Raw genomic sequence first — 18,165 nt, 5'->3', positions numbered from 1 at the left:
CCGTCAACTGGTTGGACGCGGGGCCTCGTCCAACGCCGGGAGGGAAGCCGCGAGCCAGGGCAGCAGGACCGGCAGGACATGCGCGGGCTGCATGGCCTGGGTGTGGTCGAGGCCGTCGAGGAGGCGGACCGTCCAGCCGGCGGACGCCAGTTCCGCGCGTCCGGCCGCGACCGCGCCGCCGATGTCGACGGTGACGCCACCCCACCCCTCCCCGTAGGGGATCGCGTCGGCGGATCCGGCGAAGCACAGGCGCGGGCAGCGCACCCGCGGCAGCGCCGCCCGTTCGTCGAAGTCGCGCAGCGCCTCGTACAGCGTTACGAACTGCCGCGTCTGCGCCTCGGTGGCGGACACTTCCACGGACGACCAGTCGTAGTCGTCGGGGGCCGTGGTCCCGCCCGGGGTCTCCCGGGTCCCGGCGGCGGAAGCCGCCATAGCGTGCGCGGCCCGCGTGACGCGCAGCATCTCGGCGTAGGGGCCGCCGAGGGGCGGGAAGCCGCCCATGGCCAGGGCCGCGAGACGGTCGGTGCGCAGGGCGAGTTGGAGGCCGCTGAGTGCCAGCCAGGAGTAGCCGTAGTAGGCGAAGCGGTCGGCGCCGGCCGCGTCGGCGACGGACAGGAGGTCGGCGGCGATGGTGTCGGGGGTGAGGGCGTCCGGCCGGGGGTGGGCCATGAGGTGGTTTTCGTAGGCGAAGGCGGCGACGCGGAACCCGGCTTCGGCGATGCCCCGGACGAGGGAGCGGCCCAGCGCCGGATCGACGCCCCAGCGCCGGAGTTCCTCGGCGCGCGTCCCTTGCGCGGGACGTGGGTCGACGGGGAGGAGGACGGTGACGGGCCCGGTTCCGTGGACCTCCACCGGGAGGGCGCTTCCGTCGTGGAGCCTCGCTGCGATCACGGACTGTCTCCCTGTTCCGGCCGGCGACGGCCAATTCCCGTAGGGCGTAAGGTGTTCGGCGGGGATGACAATAACGTAGTGCGTAAGGAGTTCAAGGGTGGGCATCATCGCCGGGCAGGGCGACCCGACCGCGTCCATGACGCTGCTCTGGGGCCGCGCGGAGGCGAAGGCGAACGGGCGGCCGGCGCGCAAAGCGCCGGGCCCCAAGCCCGGGTTGAGCGTGGACGTCATCGTGGAGGCGGCGATCGCGGTGGCCGACGAGGCGGCGTCGGCGGCGGGGCTGTCGATGCGCACGGTGGGGGAGCGGCTGGGGTGTTCATCGATGGCGCTGTACACCTACGTGCCCGGCAAGGCGGAACTCCTCGACCTCATGTACGACCGGGTGCACGCGGAGATTGCCACCGACCGCACGGTGGACGGAGACTGGCGGGCCGCGGTGACCGGGTGGGCGGCGGAGCTCAGGGCGTTCTGCCTGCGGCATCCATGGGTGCTCCAGGTCTCGTACGCGCGCCCGGTGCTCGGCCCGCACGAGCAGGCCGTACTGGAGGCGCTGCTCCGCGCCCTGTCGGGGGCCGGGCTGCGGGCGGAAACGCTGCGAGCGGTGGTGAGTTCGCTGTTCCACTTCGTGCACGGCTCGGCGCGGACGACGGCCGAGGCGCGCCGGGCGGCGGCCGTGACCGGCGTCCCGGACCGGGACTGGTGGAACACCCGTGTGACGCTCTTGAACGAGCTCGCCCCCGACTTCGCCGACCGCTTCCCGCTGTCGACGCGGCTCGCCTCCTCGCAGGCCGCGCCCGTGGACGAAGAGGATCCGGCGGACGCCTGGGAGCGCGAGACCGACGGCGTCTTCTCGGCCGGCCTGGCCGTCCTCCTCGACGGAATCGAGGCGACGGCGGCCGGATCCGGCCGTTGACGATCAGGAGGGCGCGGCGTGGGTGAGGGGGTTGGCGGCGTGGTGGCGCAGGAGGAGGTAGGCGTTCTGGATCAGGGAGTTGCGCAGGGTCCAGCCGCTGCTGACGAGGGCCGTGACGGTGGTGCGGCGCGAGGGGCTGAAGCCGATGAAGGCCGTCGCCGCCCGGGTGCTTCCGGGCTGGAAGTAGAGATCGCCGTGAGCGGTCGTTCTGCTGAGCCAGCCCAGCGTGGTCGCCTGCGGCGAGTCCGTGCGGGTGACGGCCCGCAGGGCGCGGTACAGGGCCGGGGGCAGGCCGGGGTCGGGGGAGATGTGCTGGGTGAGGAAGCGGGTGAGATCGCGGGCGCTGGAGCGGATGGCCCCGGCGCCCGAGAAGCCCGGAGTGCGCAGCGGCGGCATGGGGTGGCCGTGCCAGTAGCCCTCGGTCTGTTCGAGGTCGCTGCGGGCGGTGGTGTGCGTGAGGCCCAGGGGGCCGGCGATTCTCTCGGCGACGAGGTGGGCGTAGCCCTGCTCGGTGACGTGTTCGAGCATGCGGCCCAGGAGGGCGAACCCGATGTTGGAGTAGTGCCTTGAGGTGCCGGGGCGAAACTTGAGGCGGGCCCGGGACAGGTCTGTGAGGAGGTCCCGGTCGTGGTAGCGGAGGTAGGGGTTGGTGACGCACGTCGGCAGTGCCCTGAGCAGCATCCGCGGCGCCAGGTGGGGCAGCCCGGAAGAGTGGGTGGCCAGGTGCAGGGCGGTGATCTGCCGGGCCGCGCGGCCCGGGGGCATGGCGCCGGGCGGGACGTGATCGGCCAGGGGTTCGTGCAGGCGCATCCTGCCTTCTTCGACCAGGACCGCGAACAGCAGCGCGGTGAAGGTCTTGCTGACGGAACCGACCTCGAACGGCGCGTGCGGGGTGAGGGGAGCGCGTGACGTGAGGCTGCTGAACCCGGTGCACAGGGTGTAACCGCAGCCGTCGCGGCCGACCGTGATCGCGGCGGCCATGTTGCGGCCCGCCTCGCCGATGATGGCGCGCAGCAGTGCTTGAGGATCTTCAGGATGTGCGCAACCCTTTCGAACCTTGCGGACCACGCACAGTGGATCAAGCCGGCGCATCGGTCCGGGTGGCACAAGCGGCGCGGGCGGCCGCCATGCCCGTGACGCAGGTGGTGTGCTGGTGGCGACGGAAGTCGGCCGCCGCATCGGATGCCGCCTCATCGGATGCCGCCGCATCGGATGCCGTCGGATGGGATTCCGGTGGATCGGTCACCGCCGGGCCGGACGCGGCCCCGGGTGCCGTGCCGGTACCCGGCCGGCCCTTGGGCGGTACGCGGCCGGAGACGTCCTGGGCCGCGGCCAGCGCGTCCCACTGGGCGGCGGGAAGTTCCGGCCGGGGAACGCAGACGTCGACGTAGAGGAGCTCCGCGACCAGGTCCCAGTCCTGCGATTCGCACCACACGTCCAGCCAGACCGGCAGCCACCTGGTCAGGTAGTCGATCACGGGCGCGGGGAGGGCGAGGGGGCGACGCCCCCAGTCGGCGAGGTGGTAGACGGTGTGGGTGAGGCAGTAGGCGTCGTTCCAGTCGATGGCCCACGGCTCCGGGGTGCTTCCCAGCCAGGTACGGGCGGCCGGCTCGGCCCAGTCGCCGGGGTCCGGGTGCGGCAGTCCCGCCAGCCGCTGCGCGTTGGCGACGGCGAGACGGCGGTTCGGGTACAGCTCGGCGGCCTTGAAGGCCGTCAGCCGGTGGACGCGCCGCAGAAGCTGATCGAGCCCGCCGTGGCGGTAGCCGGCCCGGACGAAGTGCGCGTAGGTCTCGACCGGGTCGGAAAGGGACAAGTGGCGCAGCTGGCGCTCGTAGAGCAGATCGCCCCGGCCCAACTGCCGCCAGCAGTGGTCCAGGATGTCGCGCGCGCGAGCGCGGTTCCGCGGCGTGGGCAGGGCCTCGGACGTCACCTGCGCCGCCAGCGTCATCTCGGCGAGCGCTTTGTACTCGTTCGTGTGGTCGGCTAGGTGCGGGCTGACGTCGGCGGGCAGGGCGCAGTACGCGCAGTTCTCGTGCAGCCACGTCATGGCACCGTCGGCCACGGCGGACAGTCTCGCGTTCTCCACACGCTTCACCGTCGTGGTCACGCGGCCCCCCGGACGAGAGCAGATGCCGGGAGACGGCGGTGTGCAGCGCGGTCACCGGCCCGCCGGCACCGCACCACTCCACGTACTCGACGGCGCCGGGCAGATCGAGTCCGACGTCGCCGCCCTCCCGCCAGGCGAGCGCGGCCCAGCGGGTCAGACGGGCCGCGAAGGCGAAGTCGCGGCGGAGCAGCGCCCGCGTGAGCCCCCTGCCCACGCCCTGGGCCCAGCGTGCCGCGCAGGGGGCCAGGAGCGTACTGGTGGCGGGCCACGCCATGGGCGCGAGCCAGGCCGCGCTGAGCGACAGGGCGCGCCAGTCACTTCCGTCGATGCGCTGCACCCACTCCGCGTGCGCCTCGTGAGCGGCAGGGGACGGGACCCGCTCGGACGATGTCAGATCGTTCACGGCGGCCGAGATCATGCGCAGCTCGACGGGCTGCCGGCCGTCCACCGGAAGCCTCCGAAGGGCTTCGAGGACCGCCTCGCCCTCTTCCGGAGCCACCGGCGTGCCGCGCGACAGCGCGGGTGCCAGGGCGTCGCACCCCAGCACCCGGATGGCCGCCAGGGCCGTGTCCGCCTGCGGAGCGGACGCCAGGAACCCGGCCAGCGGCCGGTGCCCGTGGTCCGTCAGGGCCACGTGGACCGCTGCCGCAAGCTCGTCCGTGGCCGAGGACAGGTCCACGCTCGCGGGAATGACGGCCTCCTCGCTACGCCGGGTCCTTCGGCTCCTCCGGCCCCAGAAGCTGGGGGAGAAGCCCGAGGGCGGACATCGGCATGAAGGACGGCACGTCCCCGACGGGCGACTCCACGGGGGTCATCGCCTCGACGACGTCCAGTGCGAGATCCACTTCCGGTCCGAGCACCGCTGTCTGCACCACCATGACGTCACCTCTCTCCACGGGGGACGACACGCCTCTGAGGCGTGCCGACGGCCGGGAACCGGCCTCCCTTCAGCCTGACGCGCCCCTCACCCCGCTGCATCCCGAGCCGTCGGGGCGGGGGCGGATTGGGCGACACGCCGAAGGATGTGAGGATGTGGCCATGCAGAATGTTTTTTTCGACATCACCATTGACGGCAAGGACGCCGGCCGCATCGTCTTCCGGCTCTTCGACGACGTCGTCCCGGAGACCGCGCGCAACTTCCGCGAGCTCGCCACCGGCCAGAACGGCTACGGCTACGCCGGTTCGGCCTTCCACCGCGTCATCCCGGACTTCATGCTCCAGGGCGGCGACTTCACCGACGGGAACGGCACCGGCGGCAAGAGCATCTTCGGCAAGTCCTTCGCCGACGAGAACTTCACCCTCAAGCACGACCGGCCGTTCCTGCTCTCGATGGCCAACCGCGGCCCGAACACCAACGGCTCCCAGTTCTTCGTGACGACCGTCGTCACCCCGTGGCTGGACGGCAAGCACGTCGTCTTCGGCGAGGTCGCCGAGGGCCAGGAGCTCGTGAAGCGGATCGAGGCGCTGGGCTCGCACAGCGGCGCCCTGAAGGCCGCCGTCGTCATCAAGGAGAGCGGCACCGTCGCCTGACGTTTGCCGCCGCGAGCCGCACACCGAACGCCTGAGTACGGATACTCAGGCGTTCGGCGTTCGGGGCGGAAACCATGGGCCCATGCGTACGTTCCACTGGGCCAGACCCCTGAAGGGGGCCGCGGTCACCGGCCTCGCCGTCCTGGCCTGCCACACCGCCCTGACCGCCGGTTTCGCTGCCGCGCGCGCCGAGGAGAGGGCCGATCCGGACAACGCCTGGGCGGGGACGGAGGTGTGGCTCGCCACGTTCGCCGTCGGTCTGGTCCTGGCCATGCCCGTAATGCTGTGGGCGGGCATGCGGCTGCTGCGCGAGAAGGACAACCATCTGCTCGTCGTCGGGGGCGGCCTCGCCTGGTTCTTCGCGGCGGGGTGCCACGTCGACGCCTGGAGTGCGGACGGGGCGGGGCGGCATGTTCCCATGCCGTCGATCGCCGGAATGATCGCCGTGGGGGCGCTGCTCTCGTGGGGCCGGCTGGCCGACCGGCTGGTGTCGGAGGACGCGACCGAGGGCGGCGGCCGGTGAGCCGAGACGGGGAATCGGTGAGTCGAGACGGGCGGCGGTGAGTCGAGACGGGCGGCGGTGAGCCGAGGCGTCCCGGGCCCGTCGGGGGGCGCCCTTCAGCGGGGCGAGCCGGCGGTCGCCTTCAGACGCCTTCCGCCACCGAGGGCCGCGCGGTCTCCTCGCCGGTTCCGCCCAGGGGGCGTGCCGCCTCCCAGGCCGCCTCGATCATCCGGAAGACCTCGTCCACCGCGGCCTCCGGATCGGCCGCCTCGCGGGCCAGCGAGTAGGCGTCGATCGCGAACCGCGCGACCGCCCGGCAGGCCGTCGGGGTCCGCGCGAGGCCGGGTTCGGCGGCGATGGCCGCCGCCAGCGACTCCGCGTGGCGCAGCCGCATCGACTCCTCGTACTCCCGCAGGGCGGGCGACGTGTCGATCATGCGCCAGACCGGAGCGGCGTCGTCCGCCGTGCAGTGCCGTACGAGGGCCTGGATCTCGCGGCGCAGCGCGGGGATCAACGGCTCGTCCGGGGCGCGGTCGCCGACGGCCCGGGCGAGGCGGTGCTCGAAGTCCGCGTCCTGCTCGAAGACCAGGGCCTCTTTCGAGGCGAAGTGGGAGAAGAGGGTGGTGACGGCCACGTCGGCCTCGGCGGCCACGTCCCGGATGCCCACCGCGTCGTACCCGCGCTCCAGGAAGAGGCGGAGGGCGGCGTCGGCGATCTTCTGGCGGGTCGCCGCCTTCTTGCGTTCGCGGCGTCCGGGGGGCGCGGTCATGGGATCACACTAGCAAATGCGGAGGTGGGACTGTTACTTAAGGCTAACCGGTAGTGCTTGGGGGTGGGTGGGCACCGGTGGGCACGGCGGAGCCGTATCCCCCCGCAGGCGCGTGTGTGAAGGTGTCGTTCACCGGGTCGGTGTGCACGAGCCGGCCGGTGGTTCGGGCGACGGGATTCTGGCGACGGGATTCGGGCGACGCGGTTCAGGCGACGAGGTTCGGGCGGCGGGGGAGGCCGAAATGCCGATGGCGGGTGGTGCGGGGGCCGGGGCGAGCGGGGGCTCGGTCCGCTGGCGGGTCGGAGACGTCGTCGACGGCCGGTACGAGGTGCTGCGGGTCCACGAGCAGGGGGCGATGGGCCTCGTCTACCGGGTGCGGCACCTGCGGTGGGGCACCGACCTCGCGATGAAGTGCCCCCGGCCGGAGGCGACGGCCGCCGCGGCCGACCGCGAGCGGTTCCTCGCCGAGGCCGAGACCTGGGCGTCCCTGCGCGGACATCCGAACGTGTGCGGCTGTCACTTCGTGCGCGTCCTCGACGGCGTCCCCCTCGTCTTCGCCGAGTACGTCCCCGGCGGCAGCCTCAAAGAGTGGATGGACGACGGGCGGCTCTACGAGGGCGACGAACCCGCCGTCCTCGCACGGATCCTGGACGTCGCGATCCAGGCGGCCCGGGGGCTGGGACACGCCCATGTCGAGCGCATCGCGCACCGGGACGTCAAGCCGGCCAACTTCCTGCTGGACCACGACGGCACCCTGAAGGTGACCGACTTCGGCATGGCCACCGCCGGCGCCACCGCCTCGTTCGCGGGGGGCATGACCCAGGCGTACGCCTCCCCGGAACAGGCCGGCGGTACGCCGATGGGGTGGGCGGTCGGCCGTCGTGGCGACGTGTACAGCCTGGCCGTGTCCGTGCTGGAGATGTTCACCGGCGGGGTGACATGGCTGGCCGGGCCGGTCGCGGGCGCGGCGCTGCGGGCCTATGTGAAGGAGGGCCGCTCCGGCGGCGACGGGCTGCCGCGCATGCCCCGTGCCATGGCCGAGCTGCTGGCCCGGTGCCTGCGGCGCAACGCGCAGCACAGGCCGGAGTCGATGACCCGGCTGGCCGCCGAACTCGCCGACATCCACCGGGAATCGCTCGGCGTCGACTACCGGCGTCCGGTGCCCGACCCCGTCGAACTCCGCGCCGACGACCACAACAACCGCGGTGTCTCGCTCCTCGAACTCGGCCGTGAGAAAGAGGCGATACGCGAGTTCGCGGCCGCGCTGACGGCCGACCGCCGGCATCCGCAGGCCACGTACAACGCCGGTGTGCTGGCGTGGCGCAGGGGCGCGCTGAACGGGACCCTCCAGGACGAACCGCCCTGCACGAGCGACATGACACTCCTCGCCGGCATCCCCGAGGGCTCCGGCGACACCTGGCAGGCCCGGCTGATGACGGCCCAGGTGCACCTGGAGCGCGGCGACACGGAGTCGGCCGGTGCCCTGGTGGACGGCCTCCTGCGGGAACGCCCCGGCGAGCCCGAGGTGCTCGCCCTCGCGGACACGCTGCGGTCGGGCCGGGTGCCGTCCGGACGCTGTGCCGGCACCCGAGAGGTGCCCTGGCACACGGGCCGACGGGACCCGCTCGGCCCTCCGGCGCGGCTGACCCTCGACGGCCGGTGGGCGCTGACGGGCGACAGGGAGGGCACCACCCACCTGTGGGACCTGCGGCACGGCCGTCGCCGGCTCACCCTCACGCACACCACGCCCGAGGCCGTCGCGGTCACGAGCGACGGCCGGATCGTGGTGTCGGCACACGGAGACGGCCGGCTGCGCTGCCACGGGACGGACAACGGCGACTGCCTGTACGCCGCTTGCCTGCCGGGGTGGTGGCCGGGCTCCGAGGCGGGTCTCGTCCGGCTGGAGGCGGACGACGAGGGGGTCATGGTGGCGGTCGCGGGGGAGGTGCAGCGGTGGCGCGTCGGCGAGCCGGAGCCGTGGCACCGGATGAAACTGCGCGACGAGTCAGGGGGCGAAGCCGACTGGCGCTGGGCCACGGTGAGCGACGACGGCCGCTGGGCACTCGCGACAAGGCCGGCCAAGGCGCGTGACCGGCGCTCCCGGTGGGACTCGTCCGCGTACGCGGGGAGGGCCGTGTACGTGAGGAACGGGACCGTGCAACTGTGGGACCTGGACTCCGGCGGCCGGCGTCTCACCCTGGAGGGCCCGGGAGAGGACATCACCGCCGCGGCGCTGAGCTCCGAGGGCGCTTACGCGCTCGTCGGCGGCAGCGGTCTTCTGCGTCTGTGGGACCTGAACAGCGGCCGCTGCGTCAGCCGCTGGCGCACCGGCACCAGTACCGGCATCGGCACCATGACCGGCATCGTCACCGGCCTCGGCATCGGCTCCCACCCCGACCCCCGGACCGGTGAGATCCTCGCGCTGTCGCTGAGCTCCGACACCCGCCTGGCGCTGTCCGGTGAGGAGGACGGCACCGTGCGCCTGTGGGACGTCCACAAGGGCCGTTGCCTGCGCACGTTCACCGGCCACCGGGACTCGGTGGCCGCCGTGCTCATGAGCGCGGCGGGGGACACCGGAATCTCCCTCGCGCACGACGGCACCGCCCGGTGGTGGGAGTGGGACGGCCTGGGGTCGTACACCGCGCCGCCGCACCCGAGCCCGCCACGGCGGTCCGGGGCGGCGGAGCGGGCGGAACCGGCCCGACAGCCGCCCGGCCGGGAGCGGCTCCGGCGGGTGCCGGCGGCGGGGCCGCCGCCGGTCCCCCATGAGGTGTTCGCCGGGCTGCGGGCGGCACGGCCGGTGCGGAGATTCGGGGTGGGTTACCGCTGGTCCGTCCACGCGGTGGCGATCGACCCCGGCGGACGCAAGGTCTTCGCCCTGGGCGAGGGCCTGTGGACGAAGACGACGGCACGGATCTGGGACGTGGCCAGGGGATGGGACGAGCGCAAGGCCCTCGAAGCGTTCTCCGCGTTCGCGATCAGCGAGGGCGGTACTCGCGTCATGGCGTACGGCGCGGACGGCCTGGTCGTCTGGACGGCGGACTTCGCCGAGCTGGTACGGGTGCGGGGCGTCCGCACCGATCCCTTGGCCGTCTCCGCCGAACCGGCCGCCTTCAGCCCCGACGGGCGCCGCGCGCTCCTGGTGAACGCCGGCCGCGCGCTGCTGGTGTACGACCTGGCGACCGGGAGGCGTCTCGCGCAACTCGCCCGCGGCGAGACGCCGGTGACCGCGGTCGCGTTGAGCCGGGACGGGCGGCGGGCGGCGTCCGCCGACACCGGCGGCCGGGTGCGGTTGTGGGACCTGGACGGCGGGGGGTGCCTGCGCCTGCTCGACGGGCGCCCCGGCGTGCCGGCCGCGCTGTCGCTGAGTGCCGACGGCGGCCGGGTGCTGTCGAGCGGCCGGCACAACGACGGCATGGTCCTGTGGGACGCGACCACCGGCGCGCGCCTGCGCGTCTTCGGTGATCGGTCGGGCGGGGCGACCGTGGGCCGGCTCACCTCGGACGGCCGGTTCGCGGTCTCCGGGGGAGCGGACGGTTCGGTGCGGGTCTGGGACGCGGGCAACGGCACGTGCCTGTGCGCGTTCCAGGGCCACTCCGAGGAAGTGCGGGCCCTCGCGCTCACGCCCGACGGCCGGTACGCGGCGTCCGGAAGCGACGACGGCACGCTGTGGTTGTGGGAGCTGGACTGGGAACGGGAGACAGGGGACGGGGGTTCGTGGTGAGCGGAGGCGCCATGTACGCCGACAGCGTCGTCTTCGTGCTGGACCGGGCGCGCTCGGAGGCGCGCGCGGGCAGGGCGGCCGAGGTGGAACCGGACCATCTGCTGATCGGCCTGGGCACCCTGTGCCGGTCGGACCTTGAACAACTGCTCGTCCGCGACGGGTTGGACGCCGCCGGGCGGAAGACGGTCACCGCCGACGCGAAGCGGGTACGGGAGCGGTTCGACCGGGCCGGAGTCCACCCGCGGATCGTGCGCCGCGCCCTGCGCACGGCACTCGCCGCGGGCGCCGCGCCGGGCATCGGAGCCGAGCCCCGCCGCGGTCGCGCCGCCCGCCGCGTCTTCACCCGCGCCGCGGAACTGTCCGGGCCGGACACGGTGAGCGCCGTCGACCTCTTGCGGGCCGTACTCGAAGCGCTCACCCCCGTGGGGCGGAAGGTACTGGAGGACCACGGCATCACCGATCCGTCGGCGGCCTTCTTCCCCGAACGGGCGGACAGCGGCGCCGGCACGCCCTTCCTCGATCGCTACGGCCGCGACCTCACCGGCCTCGCCCGCGGGGGAAAGCTGCCGCCGCTCATCGGCCGCGGCGACGAACTGCGCGCGCTCGCCCGTGTGTTGGTGCGCCGGCGCAAGGCGAACGCCGTACTCGTCGGGCACGCCGGAACCGGCAAGACGGGCATCGTCGAAGGGCTCGCCCAGCGGCTGGTGTCCGCCGGCGCACCCGCCGAGCTGGCCGACGCCCGCATCGTCGAGCTGTCCATGGCGGCGCTGGTGGCGGGTGCAAGATACCGGGGCGACTTCGAGGAACGGCTGCAGGGAGTGCTGGACGAGGCGTGCCGCTCGCCGGAGGTGATCCTCTTCATCGACGAGTTGCACACCGTCCTCGGCGCCGGCGGACGCGGCGCGAGCGACGCGGCCAACATCCTCAAGCCCGCGCTGGCCCGCGGTGACCTGCGCTGCATCGGCGCCACCACGCCGGGCGAGTACCGCCGCGACATCGAGGGTGACGCGGCGCTGCGCCGCCGCTTCGAGGTGATCCGGGTCGACGAGCCCACCGCGGCCCAGGCCGTCGAGATCCTGGCCGGCGTGCGTGCGGCACTGGCCGCCCACCACGGCGTACGGATCGACACGGACGCGTGCGAGGCCGCCGTCGCCCTCACCGTCCGTCACCTTCCGGAGCAGCGGCTGCCCGACAAGGCGATCGACGCGCTCGACCAGGCGTGCGCCGCGGTCCGCATCCGCACCCTCAGCCCTGACGGGACGAGACCGGAGGCGGCCGTGCGCGCCGTGCGGGACCAAGTGGCCATGCGCGTCGGGCGGGACGAGGTGGCGGCGGCGGTGGCCGAGCGCGCCGGGCTGCCGCTGGAGTGGGTCGTACGGAGCGAGGCCCGGCGGCTGCTCACGATGGAGGAGCACCTGCGGCGCCGGGTGGCCGGACAGGACAGGGCCGTGCGAGCCGTCGCCGAGGCGGTGCGCACCGGCAGATCCGGACTCGGCGACCCCCGGCGGCCGACGGGCGTCTTCCTCTTCGCCGGGCCGACGGGCACAGGCAAGACCGAACTGGCCAAAGCCCTCGCGGAGTTCCTCTTCGGGGACGAGCGGCGGCTCGTGCGCATCGACATGTCCGAGTACAAGGAGCGGTACGCGCTCTCCCGGCTGCTCGGCGCCCCGCCCGGCTACATCGGCCACGAACGCGAGGGGCAGCTGAGCGGCCCGCTGCGCGACCACCCGCACAGCGTGGTGCTCTTCGACGAGGTGGAGAAGGCGCACCCGGACATCCTCGACATCCTGCTGCAGATCTGCGACGAGGGGCAGCTCACGGACTCCCGGGGGCGGCGGGTGCCGTTCTCCGAGTCGGTCGTGATCCTGACGTCGAACCTCGGCGCCACGCCGGCTCCGGCGACCGGAACCCTCGGCTTCGCCCCCGGCAGGCACGTCCCGGCGGGGACGGCGCGGACGAACGAGTCAAGGCCGCGCTCCGGCAGGGGCTGCGGCCCGAACTCCTCGGCAGGATCGGCCGCGTGGTGGTCTTCTCACCGCTGGACGACGCCGCGCTGGAGCAGGTGCTGGACAAGCTGCTCGCCCAGGTCCGCGACCGGCTCCGCGACCGTTTGATCGACCTCACCGTCACCCCGGCCGCCCGGCGGCTGCTGCTCCGCCACGGCTCCGACCCCCGGGCCGGCGCCCGCGCGCTGGAGCAGGCCGTCGACCGGCTGCTCGTCCAGCCGCTCGGCCGCGCGCTGATCGCCGGGGACCTCGCCGCCGGAGCCGCCGTACGGGCCGACGCCGCCGGCGGGAGACTGGTCCTGCCCCGGCAAGGCTCCCCCGCACCTTCCGAAGGAGAACGATGACGCCACCCGCCACCGTCACCCTGACTCTCGTCAAGGGGCGGCTCGAACGCGGCGAGTTCGTCTTCGACGAGCGCACCACCTGCGTACTGGGCAGATCCGCCGACTGCTCGCCACGGCTGCCGGACGACGACCACCACCGCACCGTCTCCCGCCACCACTGCCTGCTCGACATCAACCCGCCGGACATCCGCATCCGCGACTTCGGCAGCCTCAACGGCACCTACGTCAACGGCGAGAAGATCGGTCAGCGGCGCGAGGGCCTCACCGCCCAGGAGGCGGCGGCCGAGTCGTACCCGGAGCACGACCTGGCCGACGGGGACGAGATCAAGCTCGGCGACACCGTCTTCCGCGTCGGCGTCAGAATCAGCCGGCCGGCCACGTCGGTGCGGGTCCACTGCGTGAAGTGCGGCCGGGAGATGAGCGAGGCGGCGGGTGAGGACGACGGCCCGGTCCTGTGCGCCTCCTGCCAACTGCAACCGGGAGCCGTGCTGAAGCTGCTGCTGGAGCTCGCCAAGGGCGGGCGCCCCGACCTCACGGCCATCTCCGGCTACCACGTGATCCGCGAACTCGGCCGCGGCGGCATGGGCGCCGTGTACCTGGCACGGCACGAGACCACCGGCAAGGAGGTGGCGCTGAAGGTGATGCTGCCGAAGGCGGCGGCGAGCGAGACGGCACGTGTCCGCTTCCTGCGCGAGGTGGCGCTCACCCGGGCACTGCGCCACCCCCACGTCGCCTCCCTGCTCGACGCCGGCTTCGCGGACGGCACCTTCTACCTCACCACCGAGTTCTGCACCGGCGGCAGCCTGGACCGGCTGCTGGAGCGACGGGAGAACCGGCGGATGCCGGTGGAGGAAGCGCTGCCGATCGCGCTGCAGGCGCTCAAGGGCCTGGAACACGCGCACACTCAGGGAGTGGTGCACCGGGACCTGAGCCCCTCCAACATCCTGCTGCACGAGGAGCAGGGCGGCACCGTCACCGCGAAGATCGCCGACTTCGGCATCGGCAAGGCATTCGACCAGGCAGGTCTCAGCGGACTGACCCGCACCGGGGCGACAGCGGGCAAGCCGACGTTCATGGCGCGGCAGCAGGTGATCGACTTCCGCAAGGCGACGCCGGCGGTGGACGTGTGGGCCATGGCGGCATGCCTGTACAACGCGCTGACCGGAGCGGTGCCCCGGGAGTTCCCGCGGGGCAAGGACCCGTGGATGGTCGTACTGCAGGAGCCGGCGGTGCCGATCCGCCGACGGGAACCCGGCATACCCCGGGGGCTGGCCGACGTCATCGACAAAGCACTCCAGGAGCGGCCGAGGATCGGCTTCCAGAGTGCGGCGGACTTCCGCAAGGCGCTGGAGAAGGCGGCGCCAGGGCGCCGGCGTTGAGCGGGGCGGCGGGGCCCGCTCTCCGGCGTCGTGGCGTCCGGCCGCGGGGCCTCGGCGAAAACCGTTGGCGGAACCGCGACGGCCTCTGCTACGTTGCCGGCGGCCGTGCGAGAGAACGAGGAGGTGGTACCCGTGAACGCAGTATCGACATGGGTGCTCCCCTCCGGAGTCACGGTCGGGCGATAGGTCGTCCGGGAGCGCCGTTCCGTGGCACTCCTGAAAGGCACGACCGTGCACTTCACTTCTGAGCGTCGTCTTGACGACGCGGTCCTCGAACGCGAATTCACCCTCGGTGGGGTTCCCGGCATCCTGTGGACGCCCGCGTCCGCGTCCGCGTCCGTGTCCGCACCGGTACCGCTGGTCCTGATCGGCCCCCCTCCTCTCGGGCTGCGCAAGTCCTACCCCCGGCTGGCGGACCGGGCCCGGCACGCCGCGGCGGACGGCTTCGCCGCGGCCACCATCGAGCTCCCCGAATGCGGCGACCGGCCACGCCGACCGGCCACCGAGCAGGTCCGCGCCGATCTGCGCCGGGCGCTGGAGGCCGGCGAGCCGGTGACCGACGAGATCATCGACGCGCTCATCCTCCCGCTGGTCGACACGTCGGTCCCGGAATGGCAGACCGCCCTGGACGCCCTGCTGTCACTGCCCGAGATCGGCGGCCCGGTCGGGTACGCGGGGGGAGTGATCTCCATCGGGACCCGGCTGGCGGCGGTCGAGCCGCGCATCTCGGCGGCCGTCCTGTTCGCCGGGAGTTTCGTCCCCCGGGCCATGTACGAGGAGGCCCGCCGGGTGACGATTCCGTTGCACGTCATGCTGCAGTGGGACGACGAAGGGAACGACCGGCAGGCGGCCTTGGAGCTGTTCGACGCCTTCGGCTCCCGGGAGAAGACCCTGCACGCCAACATGGGCGGGCACACCGGCGTCCCGCGGTCCGCGGGAGAGGAAGCGGCCCGGTTCCTCGCCCGGCACCTGAAGTGACGCGGGGCCGTCAGGCCACCAGCGGACGGTAAGCCGTGTCGGCCGGGACACTGCCCTTCCGGGGCGGGTCCCGGCCCTCCGTACCGGGAACTCCCCCTCCGTACCGGAAACTCCCCCTCCGGACGAGGAGGCGTGGCGGACCGTGAGGGCCGATGGCGCTAAGTCGCTTGGTCGCGGGCGGCAGTTCACGCGGGCTGCGTGTGGGGAAGTCGCTTGTTTCCAGGCGGCGGTTCACGCGAGCGGCGCGTGGGAGATTCGCTTGCCTTCGGGCGGCGGCTCACGCGGGCCACGGGCGGGGGAGTCACTTGCTTCCGGGCGGCACTTCACCCGAGCCGCACGCGGACAAGTCGCTAGCCTTCCGGCGGCAGTTCACGCGAGCCGCGCGCGGAAAATCACCCGCCTCCAGGCGGCATCTCACCCGAGCCGCGCGCGATCAGGCGCGTCGGCAGTTCGACGCGGCGGGCGTCCGCCGCGTAGCCGTCGAGGCGCTGGAAGAGGAGTTCGGCGGCGGTGCGGCCGAGGCGGGCGGGGTCCTGGGCGATGACCGTGACGGCGGGGGAGAGCAGGTCGGCCAGTTCGAGGTCGTCGAAGCCGACGAGGGCGACGCGGGCGACGCGGCCCGGGAGTTCGGACAGCACGCGGACGGCCGTGGCGGTCACCCGGTTGTTGCCGGTGAAGAGGGCGGTGACCGGCGCCGGGCCGGACAGCATGCGCAGCACCTCGCCGCGTACCCGGTCCGGCGTCGTGGGGCCGAGCGAGGTCCAGCCGTCGTGCACCGGCAGCGCGGCGGCGTCCATCGCGGCCCGGTAGCCGCGCAGCCGCTCGGTCGCGGTGTGGATGCGCGGCTGGTCGCCGATGAAGCCGATCCGGCGGTGGCCGTGCGCGATCAGGTGTGCCACACCCTCGCGGGCGCCGCCCGCGTGGTCGGAGAGGACGGTGTCGGCGGATATCAGCCCGGCGGGACGGTCGACGAAGACCGTGGCCACGCCCGCCGCCATCTCCGGTTCCAGGTAGCGGTGGTCGTCACCGGCCGGGATGACGACGAGGCCGTCGACGCGGCGGGCGCAGAGGGCGAGGGCGAGTTCGCGCTCCCGCTCGGGGTCCTCGGCGCTGGAACCGTTGACGAGCAGCGCGCCGTGGTCGCGGGCGACCTCCTCGACGGCGCGGTTGAGCGGCGCGTAGAACGGATCCGCCAGGTCCTCCAGGACGAGGCCGATCGACGAGGTGCGGCCCTTGCGCAGCACGCGGGCGCTGTCGTTGCGGCGGAAGCCGAGGGCGGCGATGGCGTCCCTGACGCGGCGTTCGGTCTCGGCGGTCACGCCCGGTTCGCCGTTCACCACCCGTGACACCGTCTTCAGGCCCACGCCGGCGCGCGTCGCCACGTCCTTCATGGTCGGCCGGGTCCCGTAGCGGGGGCGCGGGCTCGGAGCGGTGTGGGGCACGAGGCGCGTCCTCCATGACCGTCGGGTGCTGTGCGCGGTGTGTGCGTCGAACGAGCATAGGGCCTGGACAACGTTGTCAACAGTGGCCGAGACTGGCGGGAAAGCGACGGCCGACCGCCCGGGGCCGGCCGCGCCGCGAGTGGAGCAGGAGAGGCCGTTCCCCATGCCGTCCGACACGTCGTCCGCCGCACTGTCCTCTGTGCCTTCCCCCGCGTCGTCCTCCGTGCCTTCTCCCGCCCCTTCCTCCGTGCTTTCTCCCGCGTCGTCCTCCGAGCCGTCCTCCGCCCCGTCCTCCGCCCCGTCCTCCGCCCCGTCCTCCGCACCGTCTTCCACCTCGCTCTCCGCGCCGTCCGCCACCTCGTCCGCCACCCCGCCCTTCGTGCCGTCGTCCGCCGTGTCCTCTGTGCCGGACCCCGCGCGCACCGAACCGGATGTTCTCGTCGCCGCGCTCGACATCGGCGGCACCAAGATCGCGGGCGCGCTGGTGGACGCCGAGGGGCGACTCCTCGTCCGCTCCCGGCGCCGGACCCCCGCCGAGGGTGACGCGGGGGTGGTGATGGGGGCGGTGGCGGAGGTGCTGGACGAGCTCGCCGCGTCCGCCGACTGGCGGCGGGTGCGTGCGGTGGGCATCGGCAGCGCCGGACCGGTGGACGCCTCGCGCGGTACGGTCAGCCCCGTCAACGTGCCGGGCTGGCGCGGCTTTCCGCTGGTGGCGGAGGTGGAACGGCGGGCCGGCGGGCTGCCCGTCGTGCTCGTCGGCGACGGTGTCGCGATGGCCGCCGCCGAACACTGGCGCGGCGCGGCGCGGGGCCGGGCGAACGCCCTGTGCATGGTGGTGTCCACGGGGTGGGGGGTGGTCTGGTGCTGGGCGGGCGGCTGCACCCGGGCCCCACGGGTAACGCCGGCCACATCGGCCATATCAGCGTGGACTTGGACGGCGACCCCTGCCCCTGCGGCGGCCGAGGCTGCGTCGAACGCATCGCCAGTGGGCCGAACATCGCCCGCCGGGCCGCCGAGTCCGGCTGGCGGCCCGGGCCGGACGGGGACGCGGGCGCGACGGGCGTCGCCGCGGCGGCCCGCGCCGGCGACCCCCTCGCCGTGGCGTCGTTCGACCGAGCCGCCCGGGCGCTCGCGGCCGGCATCGCCGCGACGGCGACCCTCACGGAGATCGAGGTCGCGGTGGTGGGCGGCGGCGTCGCGGGGGCGGGGGACGTCCTTTTCGCCCCGCTGCGCCGCCATCTGCGGGCGTACGCGACGCTGTCCTTCGCCGCCGGGGTCGAGGCCGTACCGGCTCAGCTCGGTGGCGACGCGGGAGTGGTGGGCGCGGCGGCGGCCGCGGCGGAGGCGGTGGGGGTGTGGGGGTGAGGCGGCGGCCGCGATAGGGCTCGGGCACTGAGGAAAGGGTTTCACCCGAGGCGGAGCGGGAAGCCGTAGTGTCCGGTGCTCACGTGCTCGTTTGCTGACTTGCTTGCTCGCTCACTTACCTGCTTGCCCGCCGCCGGTGTCCGTCTGCCGTGAACGATGGGAAGTCCCGCGATCCCTGGGAGACTTGGGAGCATATGAGGTCCATGGGGTCCATG

The 18,165-nt window shown here is 73.6% G+C and carries 14 protein-coding genes and 1 pseudogene; 9 read left to right on the top strand and 6 right to left on the bottom strand.

Annotated features, from left to right (window positions below):
- Positions 1-3 precede the first annotated feature (3 nt).
- Positions 4-891 (bottom strand): alpha/beta fold hydrolase, encoded by an 888-nt coding sequence (locus ACQEVS_RS03905; protein WP_433015231.1) that lies wholly within the window; start codon positions 889-891, stop codon positions 4-6.
- Between the two features lie 97 nt (positions 892-988).
- Here ACQEVS_RS03905 and ACQEVS_RS03900 point away from each other — a divergent pair, with 97 nt between their 5' ends.
- A complete protein-coding gene (locus ACQEVS_RS03900; RefSeq protein WP_433015228.1) occupies positions 989-1,804 on the top strand; it encodes a TetR/AcrR family transcriptional regulator C-terminal domain-containing protein in 816 nt (271 codons plus the stop codon).
- 3 nt (positions 1,805-1,807) lie between these two features.
- On the opposite strand, the gene ACQEVS_RS03895 is transcribed toward ACQEVS_RS03900, so the two are convergent.
- From ACQEVS_RS03895 to ACQEVS_RS03885, 3 genes are all read right to left on the bottom strand, one after another.
- Complete coding sequence (locus ACQEVS_RS03895) at positions 1,808-2,785, bottom strand: serine hydrolase domain-containing protein (protein ID WP_433015225.1); 978 nt, start codon at positions 2,783-2,785, stop codon at positions 1,808-1,810.
- A 97-nt stretch (positions 2,786-2,882) separates the two neighbouring features.
- Positions 2,883-3,890 (bottom strand): DUF6895 family protein, encoded by a 1,008-nt coding sequence (locus ACQEVS_RS03890; RefSeq protein WP_433015222.1) that lies wholly within the window; start codon positions 3,888-3,890, stop codon positions 2,883-2,885.
- Between the two features lie 725 nt (positions 3,891-4,615).
- Positions 4,616-4,789 (bottom strand): hypothetical protein, encoded by a 174-nt coding sequence (locus ACQEVS_RS03885; RefSeq protein ID WP_433015219.1) that lies wholly within the window; start codon positions 4,787-4,789, stop codon positions 4,616-4,618.
- Between the two features lie 160 nt (positions 4,790-4,949).
- Here ACQEVS_RS03885 and ACQEVS_RS03880 point away from each other — a divergent pair, with 160 nt between their 5' ends.
- Positions 4,950-5,441 (top strand): peptidylprolyl isomerase, encoded by a 492-nt coding sequence (locus tag ACQEVS_RS03880; RefSeq protein ID WP_433015216.1) that lies wholly within the window; start codon positions 4,950-4,952, stop codon positions 5,439-5,441.
- A gap of 82 nt (positions 5,442-5,523) precedes the next feature.
- Positions 5,524-5,964: a hypothetical protein gene (locus ACQEVS_RS03875; RefSeq protein ID WP_433015214.1), complete on the top strand. Its 441-nt coding sequence runs from the start codon at positions 5,524-5,526 to the stop codon at positions 5,962-5,964.
- Between the two features lie 121 nt (positions 5,965-6,085).
- Here ACQEVS_RS03875 and ACQEVS_RS03870 read toward each other — a convergent pair whose 3' ends face one another.
- Positions 6,086-6,712 carry a TetR/AcrR family transcriptional regulator gene (locus ACQEVS_RS03870; RefSeq protein WP_433015211.1) on the bottom strand — a complete coding sequence of 209 codons (627 nt, stop codon included), beginning with the start codon at positions 6,710-6,712 and terminating at the stop codon, positions 6,086-6,088.
- Between the two features lie 241 nt (positions 6,713-6,953).
- On the opposite strand from ACQEVS_RS03870, the gene ACQEVS_RS03865 reads away from it, so the two are divergent.
- The 5 genes from ACQEVS_RS03865 to ACQEVS_RS03845 all read left to right on the top strand — a co-directional run bounded on the left by ACQEVS_RS03865 (position 6,954) and on the right by ACQEVS_RS03845 (position 15,143).
- Complete coding sequence (locus ACQEVS_RS03865; RefSeq protein WP_433015208.1) at positions 6,954-10,436, top strand: protein kinase domain-containing protein; 3,483 nt, start codon at positions 6,954-6,956, stop codon at positions 10,434-10,436.
- A gap of 11 nt (positions 10,437-10,447) precedes the next feature.
- Entirely contained in the window at positions 10,448-12,550 is a 2,103-nt protein-coding gene (locus ACQEVS_RS03860; RefSeq protein WP_433015205.1) for an AAA family ATPase, read from the top strand.
- Positions 12,457-12,786, top strand: a complete 330-nt coding sequence (locus tag ACQEVS_RS03855; RefSeq protein WP_433015202.1) for a hypothetical protein — start codon at positions 12,457-12,459, stop codon at positions 12,784-12,786. The genes ACQEVS_RS03860 and ACQEVS_RS03855 overlap by 94 nt, the downstream gene beginning before the upstream one ends.
- Positions 12,783-14,165: a protein kinase domain-containing protein gene (locus tag ACQEVS_RS03850; protein ID WP_433015199.1), complete on the top strand. Its 1,383-nt coding sequence runs from the start codon at positions 12,783-12,785 to the stop codon at positions 14,163-14,165. The genes ACQEVS_RS03855 and ACQEVS_RS03850 overlap by 4 nt, the downstream gene beginning before the upstream one ends.
- A gap of 231 nt (positions 14,166-14,396) precedes the next feature.
- Positions 14,397-15,143 carry an alpha/beta hydrolase gene (locus tag ACQEVS_RS03845; RefSeq protein ID WP_433027234.1) on the top strand — a complete coding sequence of 249 codons (747 nt, stop codon included), beginning with the start codon at positions 14,397-14,399 and terminating at the stop codon, positions 15,141-15,143.
- A 392-nt stretch (positions 15,144-15,535) separates the two neighbouring features.
- On the opposite strand, the gene ACQEVS_RS03840 is transcribed toward ACQEVS_RS03845, so the two are convergent.
- Positions 15,536-16,534: a LacI family DNA-binding transcriptional regulator gene (locus tag ACQEVS_RS03840; RefSeq protein ID WP_433027231.1), complete on the bottom strand. Its 999-nt coding sequence runs from the start codon at positions 16,532-16,534 to the stop codon at positions 15,536-15,538.
- Between the two features lie 454 nt (positions 16,535-16,988).
- Here ACQEVS_RS03840 and ACQEVS_RS03835 point away from each other — a divergent pair.
- Positions 16,989-17,950 (top strand): annotated as a pseudogene (locus tag ACQEVS_RS03835) (ROK family protein).
- Positions 17,951-18,165: the final 215 nt, after the last annotated feature.

Origin of the sequence: Streptomyces sp. CA-181903, from assembly GCF_050937075.1 — a bacterium.
Classification (GTDB): Bacteria; Actinomycetota; Actinomycetes; order Streptomycetales; family Streptomycetaceae; genus Streptomyces.
This window is presented reverse-complemented; position numbering and strand designations above follow the sequence as displayed.

What these genes read in the sequence shown, in the direction of transcription:
- ACQEVS_RS03895 (WP_433015225.1), bottom strand. Translation starts at nt 2,785, where the DNA reads ATGGCCGCCGCGATCACGGTCGGCCGCGACGGCTGCGGTTACACCCTG.
- ACQEVS_RS03885 (WP_433015219.1), bottom strand. Translation starts at nt 4,789, where the DNA reads ATGGTGGTGCAGACAGCGGTGCTCGGACCGGAAGTGGATCTCGCACTG.
- ACQEVS_RS03880 (WP_433015216.1), top strand. Translation starts at nt 4,950, where the DNA reads ATGCAGAATGTTTTTTTCGACATCACCATTGACGGCAAGGACGCCGGC.
- ACQEVS_RS03875 (WP_433015214.1), top strand. Translation starts at nt 5,524, where the DNA reads ATGCGTACGTTCCACTGGGCCAGACCCCTGAAGGGGGCCGCGGTCACC.
- ACQEVS_RS03870 (WP_433015211.1), bottom strand. Translation starts at nt 6,712, where the DNA reads ATGACCGCGCCCCCCGGACGCCGCGAACGCAAGAAGGCGGCGACCCGC.
- ACQEVS_RS03865 (WP_433015208.1), top strand. Translation starts at nt 6,954, where the DNA reads ATGCCGATGGCGGGTGGTGCGGGGGCCGGGGCGAGCGGGGGCTCGGTC.
- ACQEVS_RS03860 (WP_433015205.1), top strand. Translation starts at nt 10,448, where the DNA reads ATGTACGCCGACAGCGTCGTCTTCGTGCTGGACCGGGCGCGCTCGGAG.
- ACQEVS_RS03850 (WP_433015199.1), top strand. Translation starts at nt 12,783, where the DNA reads ATGACGCCACCCGCCACCGTCACCCTGACTCTCGTCAAGGGGCGGCTC.
- ACQEVS_RS03840 (WP_433027231.1), bottom strand. Translation starts at nt 16,534, where the DNA reads ATGAAGGACGTGGCGACGCGCGCCGGCGTGGGCCTGAAGACGGTGTCA.